General features: G+C 73.3%; 19 protein-coding genes. 8 read left to right on the forward strand and 11 right to left on the reverse strand.

All coding sequences use genetic code 11. From position 1 onward, the window contains the following. Positions 1–19: 19 nt before the first annotated feature. From AB0N76_RS29175 to AB0N76_RS29185, 3 genes are read right to left on the reverse strand one after another with little or no spacing between them, the layout of a single operon-like run. Positions 20–1,558 carry a prenyltransferase/squalene oxidase repeat-containing protein gene (locus tag AB0N76_RS29175; RefSeq protein WP_363562093.1) on the reverse strand — a complete coding sequence of 513 codons (1,539 nt, stop codon included), beginning with the start codon at positions 1,556–1,558 and terminating at the stop codon, positions 20–22. Then, complete coding sequence (locus AB0N76_RS29180; RefSeq protein WP_363562095.1) at positions 1,555–2,559, reverse strand: terpene synthase family protein; 1,005 nt, start codon at positions 2,557–2,559, stop codon at positions 1,555–1,557. Before AB0N76_RS29180 ends, AB0N76_RS29175 begins: the two co-directional genes overlap by 4 nt. A 52-nt stretch (positions 2,560–2,611) precedes the next feature. Beyond that, positions 2,612–3,991, reverse strand: coding sequence for a cytochrome P450 (locus tag AB0N76_RS29185; RefSeq protein ID WP_363562097.1), 1,380 nt, complete (start codon positions 3,989–3,991; stop codon positions 2,612–2,614). Between the two features lie 360 nt (positions 3,992–4,351). On the opposite strand from AB0N76_RS29185, the gene AB0N76_RS29190 reads away from it, so the two are divergent. Further along, the gene (locus AB0N76_RS29190) at positions 4,352–4,963 is read left to right on the forward strand and encodes a hypothetical protein (RefSeq protein ID WP_363562099.1); all 612 of its coding nucleotides are present in this window, start codon (positions 4,352–4,354) and stop codon (positions 4,961–4,963) included. Positions 4,964–5,137: 174 nt separating this feature from the next. Here AB0N76_RS29190 and AB0N76_RS29195 read toward each other — a convergent pair whose 3' ends face one another. Next, positions 5,138–5,509: an STAS domain-containing protein gene (locus AB0N76_RS29195; RefSeq protein WP_363562101.1), complete on the reverse strand. Its 372-nt coding sequence runs from the start codon at positions 5,507–5,509 to the stop codon at positions 5,138–5,140. A 165-nt stretch (positions 5,510–5,674) separates the two neighbouring features. Next, positions 5,675–5,941 (reverse strand): hypothetical protein, encoded by a 267-nt coding sequence (locus AB0N76_RS29200; protein ID WP_363562103.1) that lies wholly within the window; start codon positions 5,939–5,941, stop codon positions 5,675–5,677. Between the two features lie 448 nt (positions 5,942–6,389). Between AB0N76_RS29200 and AB0N76_RS29205 the strand changes: the two genes are divergently transcribed. After that, positions 6,390–6,716 carry a thioredoxin domain-containing protein gene (locus tag AB0N76_RS29205; RefSeq protein WP_363562105.1) on the forward strand — a complete coding sequence of 109 codons (327 nt, stop codon included), beginning with the start codon at positions 6,390–6,392 and terminating at the stop codon, positions 6,714–6,716. A 151-nt stretch (positions 6,717–6,867) separates the two neighbouring features. Here the strand turns inward: AB0N76_RS29205 and AB0N76_RS29210 are convergent, their stop codons facing one another. Continuing rightward, a complete protein-coding gene (locus AB0N76_RS29210; protein WP_363562107.1) occupies positions 6,868–7,608 on the reverse strand; it encodes a hypothetical protein in 741 nt (246 codons plus the stop codon). Beyond that, positions 7,605–8,168, reverse strand: coding sequence for a sigma factor-like helix-turn-helix DNA-binding protein (locus AB0N76_RS29215; RefSeq protein ID WP_363562109.1), 564 nt, complete (start codon positions 8,166–8,168; stop codon positions 7,605–7,607). Before AB0N76_RS29215 ends, AB0N76_RS29210 begins: the two co-directional genes overlap by 4 nt. 425 nt (positions 8,169–8,593) lie before the next feature. On the opposite strand from AB0N76_RS29215, the gene AB0N76_RS29220 reads away from it, so the two are divergent. Continuing rightward, positions 8,594–9,421, forward strand: coding sequence for an SAM-dependent methyltransferase (locus AB0N76_RS29220; RefSeq protein ID WP_363562111.1), 828 nt, complete (start codon positions 8,594–8,596; stop codon positions 9,419–9,421). Positions 9,422–9,490: 69 nt separating this feature from the next. On the opposite strand, the gene AB0N76_RS29225 is transcribed toward AB0N76_RS29220, so the two are convergent. The 3 genes from AB0N76_RS29225 to AB0N76_RS29235 form a co-directional block, all read right to left on the reverse strand. Beyond that, complete coding sequence (locus tag AB0N76_RS29225; RefSeq protein ID WP_363562113.1) at positions 9,491–10,474, reverse strand: alpha/beta hydrolase; 984 nt, start codon at positions 10,472–10,474, stop codon at positions 9,491–9,493. A 79-nt stretch (positions 10,475–10,553) separates the two neighbouring features. Beyond that, on the reverse strand, positions 10,554–11,237 hold the full coding sequence (locus AB0N76_RS29230; protein ID WP_363562115.1) for a zinc-binding dehydrogenase: 684 nt from the start codon (positions 11,235–11,237) through the stop codon (positions 10,554–10,556). A gap of 21 nt (positions 11,238–11,258) precedes the next feature. Next, positions 11,259–11,621: an alcohol dehydrogenase catalytic domain-containing protein gene (locus AB0N76_RS29235; protein ID WP_363562117.1), complete on the reverse strand. Its 363-nt coding sequence runs from the start codon at positions 11,619–11,621 to the stop codon at positions 11,259–11,261. A gap of 147 nt (positions 11,622–11,768) precedes the next feature. On the opposite strand from AB0N76_RS29235, the gene AB0N76_RS29240 reads away from it, so the two are divergent. The 4 genes from AB0N76_RS29240 to AB0N76_RS29255 all read left to right on the forward strand — a co-directional run bounded on the left by AB0N76_RS29240 (position 11,769) and on the right by AB0N76_RS29255 (position 14,784). Then, positions 11,769–12,368, forward strand: coding sequence for an ABATE domain-containing protein (locus AB0N76_RS29240; RefSeq protein WP_363562119.1), 600 nt, complete (start codon positions 11,769–11,771; stop codon positions 12,366–12,368). A 185-nt stretch (positions 12,369–12,553) separates the two neighbouring features. After that, on the forward strand, positions 12,554–13,219 hold the full coding sequence (locus tag AB0N76_RS29245; protein ID WP_363562120.1) for a hypothetical protein: 666 nt from the start codon (positions 12,554–12,556) through the stop codon (positions 13,217–13,219). A gap of 72 nt (positions 13,220–13,291) precedes the next feature. Further along, complete coding sequence (locus AB0N76_RS29250; protein WP_363562122.1) at positions 13,292–13,849, forward strand: hypothetical protein; 558 nt, start codon at positions 13,292–13,294, stop codon at positions 13,847–13,849. A 149-nt stretch (positions 13,850–13,998) separates the two neighbouring features. Continuing rightward, positions 13,999–14,784, forward strand: coding sequence for a class I SAM-dependent methyltransferase (locus AB0N76_RS29255; protein WP_363562124.1), 786 nt, complete (start codon positions 13,999–14,001; stop codon positions 14,782–14,784). A gap of 6 nt (positions 14,785–14,790) precedes the next feature. Here AB0N76_RS29255 and AB0N76_RS29260 read toward each other — a convergent pair whose 3' ends face one another. Next, positions 14,791–16,215, reverse strand: coding sequence for a short-chain fatty acyl-CoA regulator family protein (locus AB0N76_RS29260; RefSeq protein WP_363562126.1), 1,425 nt, complete (start codon positions 16,213–16,215; stop codon positions 14,791–14,793). A 277-nt stretch (positions 16,216–16,492) separates the two neighbouring features. Between AB0N76_RS29260 and aceA the strand changes: the two genes are divergently transcribed. Continuing rightward, on the forward strand, positions 16,493–17,797 hold the full coding sequence (gene aceA / locus AB0N76_RS29265) for an isocitrate lyase (RefSeq protein ID WP_363562128.1): 1,305 nt from the start codon (positions 16,493–16,495) through the stop codon (positions 17,795–17,797). The last annotated feature ends 108 nt before the right edge of the window (positions 17,798–17,905 follow it).

Consider the following 17,905-nt stretch of genomic DNA (forward strand, 5'->3'; position numbering starts at 1 on the left):
TGGCGGCCCATGTGGGCGGTCAGTCGGGGGCGCCGGGCCGGGTGGCCCGGGTGGCCGCGAGGAGGGCCGCGTGGGCGACGACGCGGTCGACGCGTTGCGGGCAGTACGTCTCCTTCCCCGTCCACAGGAGGCAGTCACAGACCCCACCGGACTCCTGCCAGCGGGCGAGCCAGTGGGCGGCGCGGGCGAGAGCGGGGGCGGTGTCAGCGGTGCGGTGGGTGTGGAGGGCGAGGACGGCGTACCCGGTCTCGCCGGCGGTGGCGTGGTGCTGGGCGCCCCAGCCGCCGTCGGGTCGTTGGGCGGCCAGGAGGGCTTCGATGCCGCGCCGGGTGGCGGTGCCGGCGGGCAGGGCGAACAGGACGTGAGCGGTGGTGTAGATCCAGGAGGTGTGCCACTTGTCACCGCTCCAGCGGCCGTCCGCGCCCTGACGCTCGCGCAGAAAGCGATGGACGGGCCCGGTCGGACTGGTCTGGCCGGTGTGCGCCCGGGCATGGAGGGCGTGGGCGGTGGTGGTCAGCGAGGGCTGGAGTTCGCCCGGGTAGGTGCGGTAGTGGTCGCCGTGGCGGAACCCCTCGACCACGGCGGGGTCGGTGGGGCGGCCCGCGAGGGCGAGGGTGAGGCTCGCGGTGGCGGTGATGTCCCCGTCGGGTGCGAAGTGCTCGCTCATTCCGAGGCCGGCCGGGGTGAGTGCTGCCTGGAGCAGGTCGAGCTGGCGGGTGCAGGAGTCGGCGAGGCGCGGGTGGTCGAGCAGGCCGGCCAGGGCCAGGGCGTGCAGGGCCCAGGTCCGTTCGAAGACGTCGATCGGCCAGACCGTGGGCAGCAGCGGGGGCCGGTTGGCGGCGGCCCGGGTGAGGTACGTGCGCAGGGTGTCGGCCTGGGCGCGGTCCTCCGCGCCGAGGTGGTGCAGGCCTGCGGCGGTGGCGGCCGGACTGTGGCCGATACCGCCGCTGCCGTCGACCGGCAGCGGTTGCGACGTGCCGCCCCAGCCGCCCCAGCTTTCCCAGGAGTGGACGGCCGCGGTGCCCGGGGGGTGCGGTGCATGGCTGGCGATGAGGCGTCGTCGGTGCTCGCCCAGAGCGCGTAGCGCGTCGTAGAGGGTGGTGGGCAGCGTGGGGTGGGCGGTGCGGGCTTGGGCCAGCAGCGGGGGCAGGAGCAGTTCCAGTCCGACCGGGATGTCCTGCGGGACCGGGCCCGCCCAGTGTCGTGGGGCGTGGTATCGCAGGAACTCGGCGGCTCGTTCGGCGGTCGCGCGGTGGGCCGGGTGCGGGGTCAGGGCGAGGATGGCGGCCAGGGTCGGCAGGTCCCGGGCCGGCGGTGTTTCGGGGCTGCCCCAGCCTCCGTCGGGTTGCTGCCGGTGGGCGAGCCAGTCGAGCATCCGCTCGGTGCGGGGCCGGTCGGGGAGGAGAACGGCGACGCGGGCGGTGTCGTAGACCGACGGGGTGATGGCGCCGCCGTCGGATCCGAGTCCACCGATCAGGCGGTTCAGGTGACTCAGGTGATTCAGGTGGTTCGGGCGGTCCAGGCCGTCGTCGCGCACCGGCCCCGGCTGGAGACTCACCGCTCCGCCCCGCCGGAAGGGGCCACGCAGGGCGCAGCAGGTGGGACTCTGTACCGGGGAGCTGCGGCGTGCCAGGCGATGGCGTCGGCCGCCAGGCGTTCCAGGTCGGTGAGGTGGCGCAGCAGCGCCGGGTGCTGGAGTCCCAGCCGGGGCAGCGCGGCCCGCAGCCGCAGGTAGGCGGCGAGCTCGCCCTCGATGGCGCGAGCGGTGGCGTCGACGCCCTCCTGCAGGGTCAGGCCCTGCTCGGCGCAGAGCACCAGCACGATGTTGACCGGTCGTTCCCCGTGCAGTTCCTTGGCCAGCGAGAACAGGTCGTTGACCAGGACGTGGTGGTTGACGATCAGCCGCGCCAGCGCCTGGACGACGGGGTGGTCGAGCAGGTGCGCGGGGACGGGGGTGCCACCGGCCAGTGGCAGGAGTTCGCTGAGCGCCCGGATGCCCAGCACGTGGGGCCGCAGCTGCCGGTACTCGGCCAGGGAGGGGATGGCGTGCTGTCGTTGCAGATCGACTTCCCACAGGTGGGCGTGCCAGTACTCGCGCAGTGTCGTGCGGTAGCGCCGGGTGTGCTGGGGCCGGCCGAGGTCGTGCAGTGCCTGCGCGACCAGCCCGGTCGCCCGGGCGAGCGGGAGATCGTGGGGGCCCGGACGGGATCCGTCGAAGACGGCCAGGGCCCGTCGATAGGCGGCCGTCATGGCGGCCGCACTGCGCAACCGCCCGCCCTCGTCCTGTTCGGCGATCCAGTCCTCGTGCAGGCAGGACAGCGCGTTGTTCAGCATGATCAGGCGCAGGCCCGGCCGGGAGGCGGCGGGGTGGAGCCGGCCGGTGAACTCACCCAACCGGATTCCGGCGAGCGTGCCCCGCAGGGTGTCCGGCATGCCGCTGTCCCGGAGCAGTTCGAGGACCTCCCGTTCCACCTCCTCGCTCTGCGGATGGGGACGGTCGGCGAAGGTCGAGGGGAACGGGCAGGTGACGTCCGGAAGGGTGAAGGCTGGACGGGGCATGCGTGCGGCTCCGTTCCGTATCTGCCGACGGTGGCGGGTCTCGTGCGGGTTGTCATGCGCGACCGGCGGGGTCACGACGGGCGGGGTCACGGGCCAGGACTCGCAGGCGCAGGCCCTGGGGAACCAGAGCCGCCTCAGCCGCCACTCTCGGGGCGCGGCCGGCCGGCACCAGCTGCCAGCGCGACGCGATGTGGGTCAGGGCCAAGGCCATCTCGGTCACCGCGAAGCGACCCCCGATGCACTGGCGCGCCCCGGCGCCGAAGGGGATGTACGCACCCCGGGTCTGGCCGGTGGCCCAGCGTCCGGGGACGAAGCGGTCCGGGTCCGGATACAGGTCCGGCCGGCGATGCAGGATCCAGGGGCTGAAGGCGACCGTCGTCCCGGCCGCGATCGGGGTCGCGCCGAGGGTGGTGTCCCGGGTGACCTGTCGCGTCAGCAACCAGCCCGGCGGATACAGCCGCAGAGTCTCGGTGATGACCTGCTCCGCCTCGGGGAGCGCGGGCGGGCTCGCGCCCGGTGCCCGTCCGGCGGTCGGTGCCCATCCCGTGGCCGGCGCCCGGTCGGCCTCATCCTGGATCCGGGCCTGTTCCCGCGGATGCGTGGCCAGCAGGTGGAGGGCCCAGGCCAGGGTGGAAGCGGTGCTCTTCGTCCCCGCGACGAAGAACGTCATCACCTGGTCGGCGATCTCCTGCTCCGTCAGCGCCGGATCGGCATCGGGGCCCGCGGACTCGCCCGCCCGCAGCAGCGCGGACAGCAGGTCCCCGTGGTCGGCCGGATCGGCCCGCCGAGCCGCGATGACGTCGCCGAGATGGCCCCGCATCCGGCTCAGCGCCCGCTCGTAGCGCCGGTTCGCCCTCGTCGGGATCCGGTTGACCGGCTCCGGAGCGATCGACCGGCGGAACACGCACCGCACCACGGTCTCCACGTCGTCGATCATGTGCTCGTGAAGCCGCTCGTCCGCCGACGCGGAGAACATCGCCCGCACCAGGATGCGCGTGGTCAGTCTGTTCGACTCGCGGGCGACGTCGACGACCTGCCCGTGTTCCCAGGAGTCCGCCAGGCCGGCGGCCAGGTCGGACATCGCCCCGGCGTACACCGCCATCCGGTCCGGCTGGAAGGACGGTTGGCTCAGCCGGCGCAGCCGCCGGTGTTCGCCGGCCGGACAGGTGGCCAGCCCGCGGCCGAGCAACTCTCCGAGCCGATCGTAGAGCGGGCCTCCCTTGTCGAACGTGGCCGTGTCCAGCAGGACCTGTCGGGTCAGCTGCGGATCGCAGACCATGACGACCCGGTGCGGGCCCAGACCGACCCGTACCAGATCCCCGTGGGCGGGTAGCGAGGACAGAAAGGCCAGCGGGTCACGCACCAGGCGCAGCCCGTGCCCGAGGAGCGGCAGCGCCCCCGGCGCGGATGCGACGGCGGCGGCGGTGTTCACCCGTGGGGCCACAGCGGCCGCGCCGGCCCCGCCGCCCACCTGACGCTTTCGGTTCGCCACCCACGCCCGACCACTCACCGACCGCCGCCTCCCAACCTCGTCACGACAGGGTTCGCCCTACGCGGGCCTTCGACGGCCGCTGCCGAACCGCTGAAGCTCCGCGCCGACGCCGACCTCCCGAATCCCTCCCCGCGCGCGGCTCCCGGATATCTCCGGCGTCCGGTGACGTCGACGATCAGGACCGGAAGGGCGTATACGTACGGCCAGTCGGCTGCCCTCGGTTGCCCCGGCCGGCCGCACGCGAGGACGGTGGAGCCAGGCCACCGCTGGGGGGACACCGCCACACAGGAGCCCTCCCCCATGTCACGCAGAACGATCCTCGCCATCGCCTCCGCCACGGTCCTGACCGCGGCAGCGGCTCCCTTCGCCTTCGCCGGCAGCTTCGTCACGGTGCCCCTGGGGACCGGCGCCGCGGAGTGCCGACTCGCCTGGCAGAAGGACGGCGTCACCTTCAAGCCCTTCCTGCCCGGGAGCGATCCGACGGCGTTCCGCCTGGTCGGCGCGACGGGCACGGCCACCATCGACCTGGCCTCGGTCGGCAACCCGATCGCCCTGGCGAACTCGGTCTACATCCGCGCGACGACCCGAGGCGGGTTCACCCTCACCGACGCCGCCGGCCACTACGTCCAGATCTCCACCAGCGACGGCAGCCTCACCGGCGACACCAGCTTCACCGTCCAGACCGCGCTGGACCCCGCCGGCACCCGCATGTCGGTCTTCGACATCGCCGCCCGGCCGACCATCACCGGCGACGTCCGGTCCGTCGTCCCGCCACGGGTGGACCTGGCCCTCTCCGACGCCCGCCTCTCCGTCCAGCCCGAGTTCGCCAACGCCGTCAACGAGGCCTTCGGCCCCGGTTCCATGGCCCCCGGCGACCTCCTCGCCACCTGCACGGGGACCGTCTCGATCTGACGGCGGCGCTGCGAAGCCCCGGGCGTGGTGCCGGACTGGCACAAGGCCTCCCACCAGCTCGGGGAGTACAGGTAGGTGGTGTCGAGCAGGTGCCGTCGGTGTCGAAGAGTGCGGCCGCGGTCTTCATGGTGCTTCCCATCCGCTGGCTCGCCGACTGGTCGGCCCGGCAGCCGGTCAGCTGGGTATGGTCTCGCGGATGGTGAAGGCCTCGGCGGCGCCGGTGAGTTCGAGCAGGCGCCGGAGCAGCGGGCCGGGCCGGGCCAGTTCGATCCGGCTGCCGCCGGCCGCCGCGTCGGCCCGGGCGCGGACGAGGAGGTTGAGTCCGCTGGAGTCGCAGAACTCCAGCCCGGCGCAGTCGATCACGATCACGCTGCCGGGCGTGGCGAGCGCCGCGTCCAGGGCGGCGTACAGGTCGGTCACGGCGTCGAGGTCGAGTTCGCCGCGCAGCGCGAGCACGGTGCCCTCGGCCCAGGGCTCGGTCTGCACGCTGAAGCCCCAGACCTGCTCGATGGCGTCGGTCCGGTCTCGCTGCGGTCGGTGTGCCATGGCGTCGGGCTCCTTCCGCTCGGACGCCCGGGATGCCGTCGACGCAGCGGCTATCCGTCTCGGCGGTCCGGAAACGTCCTCAGGAGCGCGCGTGGAAATCCCCGCTCGTGGCGCATCTGTCCGTTCGACTCCGGTCACGTCCGGTCACCGTTGCGAACGGCCCGCTCACAGGGCCCGCAGGGCCGCCTCGCAGGCGTGGCAGCGCCGGTCGGCCGCGCTCGGCGGGTACCAGGGCTCGCCGGGGTGGCGGGGGCGGTAGTGCGTGTGCTCCATCGGACCGGTGTCGAGGCCGCACAGGGTGCGCGGGAGCGGGTCCTCGGGCACCTCGGGGTCGGCGCCCGCGGCGTGCACCGCGAGCACGGTCGGTTCCACGCCCTCCGGCCCCAGCGCGTCGTCGGGTTCCAGCTCGAAGAGGACGACGATCGATCCCATGCTCCGAGCCTCGCCCACCCCGGCCCACTCCACACCTGGAGTGGGCCTTCCGCGCACCGCCGCCACGAGCCACCCGCCAGCCAGCCAGCCAGCCAGCCAGCAGACCGATGATCATTTTTCACACTCCGCTTCCGGTCAACCACGATCCGCATCGAACGTGCACTGACCAGCAGAATCGATCACCGACCGCCCGTCGCCACCCGCGAAAGGCATCCGGAACAGGCACTCTGCCTTCCGCGAGGAGGTGGCCGAACAGGCGCTCATGACACCGCCCCCGGCTCCCCCGGAGACTCGATCACGAGGGAGGACCGGGCCATCGGGCCGGTCCTGCTTCGCCGTGCCGGAAACCGACTCGATCCGCGGGACGCGGGACGCGGAACGCGAGCCGAGCGCTTCCGGGTTCGTTTCTCCTCTCCCGAATCTCCCGAACGTGTGAAGGGACTTCCTCATGGCAGGCACCGTCATCAACGTGACCGACGCGGACTTCGAGGCGAAGGTGGTCAAGGGGGCCGGGCCGGTGCTGGCCGTCTTCCGCGCCGAGTGGTCCGACGTGTGCCGGGCGCTCGACCCGGTGCTGGCCGAGGTGGCCAAGGAGTACTCCGGCCGCCTGACCATCGCGCGGCTCGACATCGACGAGAGCCCGAAGACCACGCAGAAGTACGGTGTCACCCAGATCCCCACGCTCCACGTGTTCAAGGCGGGCAAGATCGTCGGCACCTGGATCGGCCCCGCCAACAAGGCGCGCGTCGTCGCCCTGATCACGCCGCACCTGTGATCCGAACGAGCAGCGCGGGTTCCTGAACCCACAGCTCGGACGGCCCCTCCCCCGGAGGCTCCGCCCGAGCCGGCTCCGGACACCGGTACGGCCGCCCACGCACAGGGCGTGGGCGGCCGTACCGCGCCCGACGGCTCGCCCCGCGCCGGGGCTACGGCCACCGGCTGACGGCGAGGTCGTCGACGAGAGTGTGGGATGGCTGGGGGATCTCGCCGAAGTCCTCGTCGTCGCTGTCGACGGCGAGTCGGTTGATCGCCGCTTCGAGGCGGGTGGGCAGGCGCGGCCGGAGGCCTTCGTGGCAGCGGGTCAGGATGTCGTGCCGGACCCGTTCGGGCAGCAGTGGGCTGGCCGGGCGCGGGCCCCGGGCGCCGCGGCGGGGGCTGCTCGCGAGTTCCTCGGCCTGGGCGCGCCAGTAGGCGGCGTCCCGGGTCTCGCCGAGCTGCTGGTGGTGCAGGTGCAGGAGGTAGGCGGCGGTCGTGCTGCCGGAGCCGGCCGCGAACTGCCACCAGAACTGCGCCGCGTCGGACCGGTCCGTGACGGCGAGCAGGCAGCCCAGGACGAGCGCGCCCTCGGGGTGGATGTGGGGGCTGTCGACCAGGAGTTCCAGCGAGGTGCCGGCGCGGTCGTCGTTGAGGACCAGCGCGGTGGCGAGCCCGAGTTCGTGGGCCGCCTGCTCGTGGGTGGACGGGAACGGCGGCGGCGCGGCGGTGACCTTGGGCGGTTGCGCGGGCGGCGCGGCCGCGGTGCCGGTGAACACCTCGGCCGGCACGGGCAAGGCGGACGCGGTGGGCGCGGTGGATCCGGTGGATCCGGTGGATCCGGTGGATCCGGTGGCGGCCGGGTCGTGTCCGAGCCACGCGCAGAGGCTGCCGTCGTCGATGTGCTGCTTCACCTGGTCTCCTTCTCCCGGTCGGCGAGGTCGGGCCGGCCGATCGCGGCGGCGAGCCGGCGGCGGGCGTGGCGGCGGTTGGAGCGCAGGGTGGCGGTGGGGGTGCCGAGGTAGGCGGCGGCCTCGTCGTCGTCGAGGTCGAGGCAGTGGGTGAGGATCATGATGTCGCGCTGACGCTCGGGCAGGCCGAGGATCGCGCTCAGCAGGCCGATCTGCTCGGGCAGGTTCTCCAGGCTCCAGCGCGCCCGCCGGCAGAAGTCGGCTATCACGGCGTCCATCGCGGCGGTCTGGACGGCGGCGGGCTGGCTCTGGGTGTCGAGCCAGGAGCCGATGTGCTCCTTGAGGAGGCGCCAGGCGTAGGCGGCGGGGATCTCCTGGCGCAGGGCGAACGCCCAGTTGCGGAGCAGGTGTTGCTTCATGTCGGCGACGACGAGTTCGGCGGCCGCGTGGTGGGCGCCGACCTGCGTGCGGGCGAAGCCCGCCCACGCGCGTTCGTGGATGTCGCAGAACGCCTCGAATGTCAGCCGCAGACGGGCACCGTCCGGTGCGCTGCTGTCGTTCATGGCCTGCCCTCCCCTGCGCGCGCCCGCGGAGGGCGGCGCCTGCCGATCGATCGTCATGTCGTCCTCCCCGTGTCCGCGGCCGGGCCGCCGAGCGTGAGCGACGGAACCTCCCGAGCCCCCGTGGAACATGCAAGCGCAGTGGGGGCCTCCAGGTGCAAAGGAGACGCCAAGAATACTGACCGACAGTAGTAGTCCGACTACGAGTTCGGCTGATTGGCAGTCACTTGCCGTTGACGTAGGTTGGCCCGGGTCGGCGACGATCATCGAACGCACTCGTTCGTCCACCGTCCGGTTGCCGGACGCCGACCGTGGGCAGCCTCTTCACCGGAGGGGTGCGCGCCTGGCGCGCCCGAGCGTGCCCCGCATGGCGCGCGCGGGGTGGCGCGGCCGACCGGGTGGGCGGACCAGGGGGAACAGAGGGGGACATGGCGATGGGCAGCGGCAACAACGACGGCGTCCAGGTCGATCTGCAGCTGCACCGGGCGCACTCGGCCCGGATGTACGACTACTACCTGGGCGGGACCACCAACTTCGCGGCCGACCGGGAGGCGGCCGGCCAGGCCCTGGCGGTCTTCCCCTGGGCGCCGCTGGCGGCCGGGGCGAACCGCGCGTTCATGCACCGCTCCACCCGGCTGCTGGCCGGCCTCGGCATCGGGCAGTTCCTGGACATCGGCACCGGGATCCCCACCAGCCCCAACCTCCACGAGGTCGCCCAGCGGGTGAACCCGCGCGCCCGCGTCGTCTACACCGACAACGACCCGATCGTCTACGCCCACGCCCAGGCGCTGCTGCACTCCGACCCGGCGGGCCGCACCGCCTACGTCCAGGCCCGCGTCCAGGAACCGAAGGCCATCCTGGAGTCCGCCGAACTGCTCGACACGCTCGACCTCGCCCGGCCGGTGGCGCTCAGCCTGGTGGCACTGCTGCACTTCGTGCCGGACGATAGGGAGGCGCGGGACGTGGTCGAGCGGCTGAAGGCCGCGCTCGCCCCGGGCAGCGCGCTCGTCATCAGCCACGGCACACCCGAGTTCGCGCCGGTCGAGACCGAACGCGTCGCCCAGGTCTACGCCGCGGCAGGCACGCGGGTGCGCATGCGGGCCCGCGAGGAGATCGCCCGCTTCTTCGACGGCTGGGAGATCCTCGACCCCGGTCTGGTGGCCACCCACCGCTGGCGCCCCGACCCCGGCACCCCCGAGCCCGAGATCACCGACGCCCAGGCCTCCGCCTACGCCGCCGTCGCCCTCAAGCCCTGAAACCGCGGCGGGCCCCGACCGAACTCCTCGGTCGGGGGCGCCACCGGCCCGCGAGCCGGCCGGGGTACGTCACGGGGCCGCGGTTGTCTCCTGGAACCGGCGGGTGAGGTAGTTGAGCCAGGTCTGCTGGAAGGTGGCCGCGAGCCGGGACTCCGGGGCGAACAGGTCGAAGGCGTGGTAGGCACCCGGATAGAGGTGCAGTTCGACCGGGACTCCGTGGGCGCGCAGACGGGCCGCGTAGTCGAGGTCCTCGTCGCGGAAGCAGTCGAGGTCGCCGACCGCGATGAAGGTCGGCGGCAGCGCGCCGAGGTCCTCCGCGCGGGACGGGGCCGAGTACGGGCAGACGTCGTCGGTTCCGGTGCGGTCCCCCAGGATCGCCTGCCAGGCCAGGATGTTCGTGGCGCGGTCCCAGATGCCGATGTCGGTGATCTCGTGGCTCGACGCGGTCACGTTGCGGTCGTCCAGCATGGGGTAGGTCAGCGACTGGAACAGGGGCGTCGCGCCGCCGCGGTCCCGGACCAGCAGGACGGTGGCCGCCGCGATGCCTCCGCCGCCGCTCTGGCCCGCGATGCCGATCCGGGCACCGTCCAGCCCCAGGGCCCGGGCCTCCCGGACGAGCCACTGGTAGGCGGTGAAGCCGTCCTCGGCGGCGCCGGGTGAGGGCGTCTCCGGGGCGAGCCGGTAGTCGACCGCGGCGACGGCGCACCCGAGCCGCGCGCACAGCCGCTTGAGCCAGGGGTCGTCCTGGGCGGCGAAGCCGAGCACCTGGCCGCCGCCGTGGAACCAGAGCATCACCGGCAGCGGTCCCCGCGCGGTCGCGGGCCGCAGCAGGCGGACCGGCACGTCGGGGCCGTCCGCCCGGGCGACGCGGTACTCCTCCGTGGTGACCGACGGGTCGTCGGGCTCGCTCGCGGCGATCGACTCGGCCTGCGCGCGGAACGCCGCGCGCGTCGCGGGGATGTCGGTGAGGTCGAACGCGCCGTTGGGCGTCATCGGGACGCCGTCGAGCGCCCGGCTCAGCTCCCGGTCCATCAGCAGACGGGAAGCGGGCATGATCGTTCCTGCTTTCTCTCCAGGGTGGGCGCCGCTCCGCGCGGCACCGGGCGGGGGGACGGACGGGGGGGCGGACGGCTCAGGCCCGAAACTCGTCGATGACGACCACGCCGGTCGGCCCGTAGGTCTCCAGGGACTCCAGCACCCCGCTCGCCTCGTGGAGGCCGACGGTGCGGGTCACGATCCGGCCGGGGTTGAGGCGGCCGGCGGCGATCATGTTCAGCATCGTGCCGAACCGCTGGCCCTGCATGCCGAAGGCACCGAGGATCTCCAGCTCCTTGACCATCATGACGTCGATCGGCAGCGCGACGTCCCCGCGCTCCGCGGCGGTGGTGTGCCCGAGCTGGAGGTGGCGGCCGCGCGTCCGCAGGGACAGGACGGAGTTGCGGCAGGCCTCGGCGATCCCGACGGAGTCGACCGACACATGCGCTCCGCCGCCGGTGAGGGTCTTCACCGCCTCCGTGGGCTCGTCCCTGGCCGCGTTCACGGTGTGGACCGCGCCCAGCGCCCGCGCGGCCTCCAGCTTCTCGTCCGTGATGTCGATCGCGATCACGTTGGCGCCCGTCGCCGCGGCGATCTCCACCGTCGACAGACCCATGCCGCCGCCGGCTCCGTACACCGCGACCCACTCCCCGCCGCGGACCTTCGCCTGGTCGACGACGCCGTGGAAGGCGGTCATGTAGCGGCAGGCGAGGGCGGCGACGTCGACGAAGCCGACCGACTCCGGCACCCGGACCAGGTTGACATCGGCGAAGCGGACCATGACGTACTCGGCGAAGGCGCTTCAGTAGGACACCCCGGGCACCAGCGCGTCCACGTGCTCGCACACCTGCTGGTTGCCGCTGCGGCACATCTCGCAGGAGCCCTCGCCGGGGTTCATCGGGAAGATGACGCGGTCGCCCTCCCGCCAGTCCCGCACCTCCCGGCCGACCTCGACGACGGTGCCGGCGAACTCGTGGCCGAGGACGAACGGGGGCTTGACGCTCGGCCCGCCGGTCCAGAAGTTCCCGGCCCACAGGGCCCAGTCGGTGCGGCAGATCCCGTTCGCGCCGACGCGCAGGATCGCGCCGTCCGGCGGGCAGACGGGATCGGGCACGTCGCGGACGACGAGCGGCTTGTTGAGTTCCTCGATGACTGCGGCGCGCATGGACGCGGCCTCCTTGTGGCTCGGGATGGTGGCTCGGGATGGTGGCTCGGGGTGCGGGAAAGATGCTCGAAAGTCCACCGGTTCAACCGGTGGACTCGAAAGCTAGGCGCTTGTCCGGCGCGATGTCAACCGCATAGAGTGGTGGACATGGACTACAAGGACGGTCGACGCGAAGGGCGCCAGCGCGCCAAGGCCGACTTCCGCTTCGACGACGCGCGACTCTGCTTCGCCTTCGCCGGCACCCTGGCCGATCGCGGCACGGACACGCCCTTCGAACGGCTGGCCCGGCCCGAGGACCTGGGCCGCTGGAGCGTGCAGAGCGGCTGCACCGCGGCGGCGCCGGCCTGCACCGAGGCCGATCTGGGTCTCGCCAGGAGACTGCGCGAGGCCGTCCAGCGGACCGGCCGGGCCCTCGCGGCGGAAGCCGCGCCCGCCCCCGAGGACATCGCGCTGATCAACCGCGCGGCCGCCGAGCCCACGTCCGTCCCCGAACTCTCGGCCGACGCGGCCTCGGTGCACTGGCACGGGGACGGGATCGCGGCGGTGCTCTCCATGGTCGCCCGGGATCTGATCGAGCTCTGCCGGTCGGACCACCGCACCCGCGTCCGCATCTGCGGGAACCCCGCGTGCGGCACGCCGTTCGTCGACACCTCCCGCGCGGGCGCCCGCCGTTGGTGCTCGATGAAGACCTGCGGCGCCCTCGCCAAGAAGCGCACCTACCGGGCCAGGTCGCAGAGCGGGAACTGACCCCACCCGGGGAGCGACGGGCCGGAGCGGCGCGGCCGGCGGGGACTCCACCGTGCGCACAACGTGACCCGATCGTGCCGGGATCATGACGGGCCGAGGCAGGGTTCTCTCCGAGCCGGACCACACCCGCCCCGCACCTCGACGGGCACCGCACCGGCCGACTCCGTTCCAGAGAGGGAGCCCCCATGAACCCGCCGAACCGCACCCCCCGTCAGCACACCCTGCGCCGGGCGGTGGCGTCGACCGCCGTCCTGCTGACCGCCGTCGCCTCGCTCGGCCTGGCGAACGCCACCGGCGCGGCCGCCGCGACGCCCCTGGCGGGGCCGCCGAGCGGCACCTGCAATCCGGCCGTGGACAGCGTCTGGCACGACGTCCTCAGCACCCAGATCGATCCCGTCGTCACCGACTTCTCGGCGGTCAACGTCACCGACGGCACCACCGGCCAGCGCACCCAGGTCCTGACCCGTGTCGACACCGTCACCACCACGGTCAACCGGAACACTCAGATCTCGGCCTCCGCCAGCTTCCTGTTCTTCAAGGTGTCCGCCACCGTCGGCTTCTCCGTGCAGACGACCACCTCGTCCACCACGACCACCACCGCGTCGACCACCTGGAACCTCAACAAGCCCGGCTACTACGGCCTCTACCGCGGCACCCGGAAGGTCTCCGGCGAGTGGGTGGAGTACACCTGCGCCCGTGCCGGAAGCATCGGCTTCTGGGTGAACACGACCCCGAACGGCAAGGGCACCTACACCACCTTCGAGTACCCCGAGGAGGGCACCGTGTCGTGCGCCTCCCCGGAGCCGGCCGGGACCCTCCGCAACGCCGCCCGGCAGCGGCTCGGCTGCTGACGACCGGGCTCGACGCCCTCCGGCCGCCCGCGCACACCTCCCCGACTCCTCAGCTGTGAAGGAGAGTTCACCATGTCCCGATCACTCCGCCGCCTGACCGCGCTCGGCACCACCGCGGTCCTCGGCGCCCTGATGCTCGCCTCGGCCCCGACCGCCACGGCCCAGGACCGGGAGAGCGACTACGTCTGCGACCCGATCTACTACCGCATCAAGGCCGCCAACCGCCCCATGTTCAACGAGCTGGCCATGACCGTCGCCCAGTCCTCCTGGAACCACGGGTCGGTCATCCAGTACCAGTGGAGCGGCGCGTCCAATCAGAAGTGGAAACTCTGCCGCAAGCGCCAGTCCGACGGCACCGAGCAGGTGGTCTTCCGCGACGCCTGGCGCCAGTGGTGCATGGGGGTCGACCGCAACGGCCCCATCGGGGCCTGGCTGGTCACGGTCGGCTGCGACGCGAACAACGTGCCCGACGAGCAGAAGTTCAGGTTGGTGACCGTGCCCAACACCAACTACGTCGCGCTCCAGGGCGTGAGCTCCGGCAAGTGGTTCCACGCCGAGAACTTCGACAGCAACGGCAGTCAGATCATCCTCGGCACCACGCCCGACCTGTGGGTCCTGGAACTGGCCTGACCCCGCCGCACCACCCGCGTCCGTCGGCGTCGTCCGTCCCCGGCCCCACGCCGGCGGACGGGTACCGGCCGACGGGGCCGTTCGACGCGCGGCCCCGCGCGCCGACGGCCGCACGCCGCGCCCGGCGCGGTCGTGCCAGGATGCTCGGCATGTCTGCTCGCGCACTGAGCTTCGGTGAGATCGCGGAAGCCTACGAGAGGTTCCGGCCCGGCTACCCCGAGGAGCTCGCGCGGCTGGTGGAGGCGTACGCGGGTCGGCCGGTCCGGACCGCCCTGGAGATCGGCGCGGGGACGGGCAAGGCCACCCGCCTGTTCGCCGGGCGCGGCATCGCGGTCACGGCGACGGAGCCCGACGCCGCCATGCTGGCCGTACTGGAGCGGACCGCGCCCGCCGACGTGACCACCCAGCAGGCCGCGTTCGAGGAGCTGCGGCCCGTCGGGAGCTACGGATTGGTCTACGCGGCGGCTTCCCTGCACTGGACCCGCCCGGACGGCCGGTGGTCGCGGGTGGCCGGGCTGCTGGAGCCGGAGGGGGTGTTCGCCTGCTTCGGCGGGCCGGTCGGACCGGCCGACCCGGCGGTCGAGGAGGCCGTGCGCGCGGCACGCGCGCCGTTCCTGGAGAGCGACGGGGTGCCGTCCCCCGACGGGACCGCCCCGGCGGCGGCGATGCAGTGGCCGGGCACGGAGCTGGAGCGCTCCCCGCTGTTCCACGACGTCCGGCAGGCCGTTGTGGAGCGGCGCTGGACCGCGAGCGCCGCCGACTACCTGGGCTATCTGTCGACGGTCTCGGCGTACCGCCAGCTGCCGCCGGCGACGCGTCGGCGGGCCTTCGAGGTGATCGAGCGGGCCCTGCCCGGGACGGTCGCGATCGCCGCCGACATCGTCGTCCACCTGGCCCGACGCCGACCCGGGACGGGAGCGGAGCCGCCAGGGTAGCGGGGCTCAGCCCTCGGCCGTCCGGGCCGACGCTCCGGCGCCACCTCCGGGGTACGGGACGAAGGTACTGGTGTGCTCGTCGACGACGAGGGGGACGCCGATGGCGGGCGCGGAACGCTGGGGGCAGGCGTCCCGCTCACACACCTTGCAGCCCAGGCCGATCGGGGTGGCCGCCGCCAGGTCGGCGAGGTCGAGGCCGGCCGAGTACACCAGGCGATGGGCGTGCCGGATCTCGCACCCGAGGCCGACGGCGAAGGTCTTGCCGGGCCGGCCCCAGCCGCCGGGTGAGCGGGTGACGGCCCGGGCGGTCCAGAGGTAGCGCCGGCCGTCGGGCATGGCGGCGACCTGGACGTGGACCCGGCCGGGGGCGGCGAAGGTCTCGTAGACGTTCCAGAGCGGGCAGGTGCCGCCGGTGCGGGAGAAGTGGAAGTCCGTGGCGGACTGCCGCTTGGAGACGTTCCCGGCGCGGTCGACCCGGACGAAGGAGAACGGCACCCCGCGCAGGCCGGGCCGCTGGAGGGTGCTGAGGCGGTGGCAGACGGTCTCGTAGCCCAGGCCGAAGTGGTCGGCGAGGTGCTCGATGTCGTAGCGCGCGGACTCCGCCTCGGCGTGGAAGACGCGGTAGGGCAACACCAGGGCGGCGGCGAAGTGGTTGGCCAGTCCGATCCGGGTCAGCGCCCAGGCCGCCGAGCCTTCGGGGCCGACCTCGGCGGCGAGCCCGGCGAGCAGCGCGTCCTGTTCCAGGTGGGCGAGTTGGGTGGCCATCCGGAACGCCTGCTGCCCCGGACGGAGCCGGTCCGACAGCCGAAGCACCCGGGTCGCCGGGTCGTAGGCGTGGAGGTGCTCCCCTCCGCCGGCCAGCCGGACCCGGTGCGCGGACGCCAGCCGTTCGGCGAGCACCGCCCGGACCCCGCCCCGCCGCAGGCCGATCTCGCCCGCCAACTCCTCTGCGGCGAGATCGAGTTCATGGACATAGTTCCGGCGGCGGTAGAAGAACTCCCGGACCTGCTCGTGCGGCGAGCGGGCGGTGTCGGCGCCCGGGCCGCGGTCCCCCGCCAGGAGGGAGAGCTGCTCGGCGGCCGCCCGGCGACCGCGCCCCAGGTCCGCCAGCACCCGGGCGACGGCCGGCAGCCGGGCGGCCACGTCCTCCAGGTCACCCGCGCTCAGCCGCCCGGCGGCGAGTTCCTCGCCGAGCGAGTCGCGCAGGTCCGCGGTGAGCCGGGCCGTGTCGGGCGGCGCGAAGTAGCCGGCGTCAACCCCGAACGCCTCGGTGAGCCGCAGCAGCACCGGGACGGTGAGCGGGCGGGCGTCGTGCTCCAACTGGTTGAGGTAGCTGGGCGACAGCTCGATCAGCCGGGCCAGGGCGGCCTGACTGAGCCCCCGGTCCTCCCGCAGCCGCCGCAACCGCGCACCGGCAAAGGTCCTCCCCACCCGGCTCCCCCCTCACTCCCGGCCCACCCATTGCCCGGCAGCATAGCCGCGGACGGGGCACGGAGGCCTTCGCAAGCTTCGCCGATTGGCAGGACGCGCTTCGCAAATGTTGGCTTCCCGCCAGCGGTGACGGCGTGCTCCGGGGCTGCCAGAGTCGTTGCCGTAGCCGGTCGGCGCACCCACGAAGGCCCTCCCTTCCGGGAGTCCCGGCCGCTTGTCCACGTGCCAGGTGACCGTCCTCACATCCTTCGCAACGAGCAATCTCGGGAGCAGATCCATGACCCAGTCGGTGACCCAGTCGGTACGGCAGCAGCAGGAGCAGCAGGCGGCGGAGCTGACCGCCCGGTGGGCGTCCGACCCGCGCTGGGCGGGCATCGAGCGGACGTACACGGCCGCCGACGTCGTCCGGCTGTCGGGCACCGTCCGCGAGGAGCACACGCTGGCCCGGCGTGGGGCCGAGCGCCTGTGGCGGCAGCTGCACGAGCGGGACTACGTCCACGCGCTGGGCGCCCTGACCGGCGGTCAGGCCGTGCAGATGGTCAAGGCCGGGCTGCAGGCCGTCTACCTGTCGGGCTGGCAGGTCGCCGCCGACGCCAACCAGGCCGGCCAGACCTACCCGGACCAGAGCCTCTACCCCGCGAACTCGGTGCCGCAGGTGGTGCGCCGGATCAACAACGCGCTGCTGCGCGCGGACGGGATCGACGCCGCCGAGGGCAACGACGGCCCGGACTGGCTGGTGCCGATCGTGGCCGACGCCGAGGCCGGCTTCGGCGGGCCGCTGAACGCCTTCGAGCTCACCAAGGCGATGATCGCGGCGGGCGCGGCGGGGATCCACTACGAGGACCAGCTGGCCTCCGAGAAGAAGTGCGGCCACCTCGGCGGCAAGGTGCTCGTCCCCACCTCCCAGCACATCCGCACCCTCAACTCGGCCCGCCTGGCCGCCGACATCGCCGATGTGCCGACCCTGATCGTCGCCCGCACCGACGCCCTCGCCGCCAACCTGCTGACCGCCGACGTCGACGAGCGGGACGCCCGGTTCTGCACCGGCGAGCGCACCGCCGAGGGCTTCCACCGGGTCGAGCCCGGCATGGCCCCGGTGATCTCCCGCGGGCTGGCCTTCGCCCCGTACGCCGACCTGCTCTGGGTGGAGACCGGCACCCCGGACCTCGCCCAGGCAAGGGAGTTCGCCGAGGCGGTCAAGGCCGAGTACCCGGACCAGCTGCTCGCCTACAACTGCTCGCCGTCCTTCAACTGGAAGGCGGCGCTGGACGACGACCAGATCGCCAAGTTCCAGCGCGAGTTGGCCGCCATGGGGTACCGCTTCCAGTTCATCACCCTGGCCGGCTTCCACGCGCTCAACCACTCGATGTTCCAGCTCGCCCGCGGCTACGCCGAGCACGGCATGACCGCCTACGTCGACCTCCAGGAGGCCGAGTTCGCCGCGGTGCCGGACGGCTACACCGCCGTGCGGCACCAGCGCGAGGTCGGCACCGGCTACTTCGACCTGGTCTCCACCGCGCTCAACCCGAACGCCGAGACGCTCGCCCTGACCGGCTCCACCGAGGCCGAGCAGTTCCACTGAGGCCGAGCGGTTCCGCCGACGCCGCACGGTTCCGCTGACGCCGCGCGGTTCCACTGACGCCGACCGGCCCCACCGAGCCCACCCCGGCGGCCGCTTGGGGAGCGGCCG

Source organism: Kitasatospora sp. NPDC093806 (assembly GCF_040683335.1).
GTDB lineage: Bacteria > Actinomycetota > Actinomycetes > Streptomycetales > Streptomycetaceae > Kitasatospora.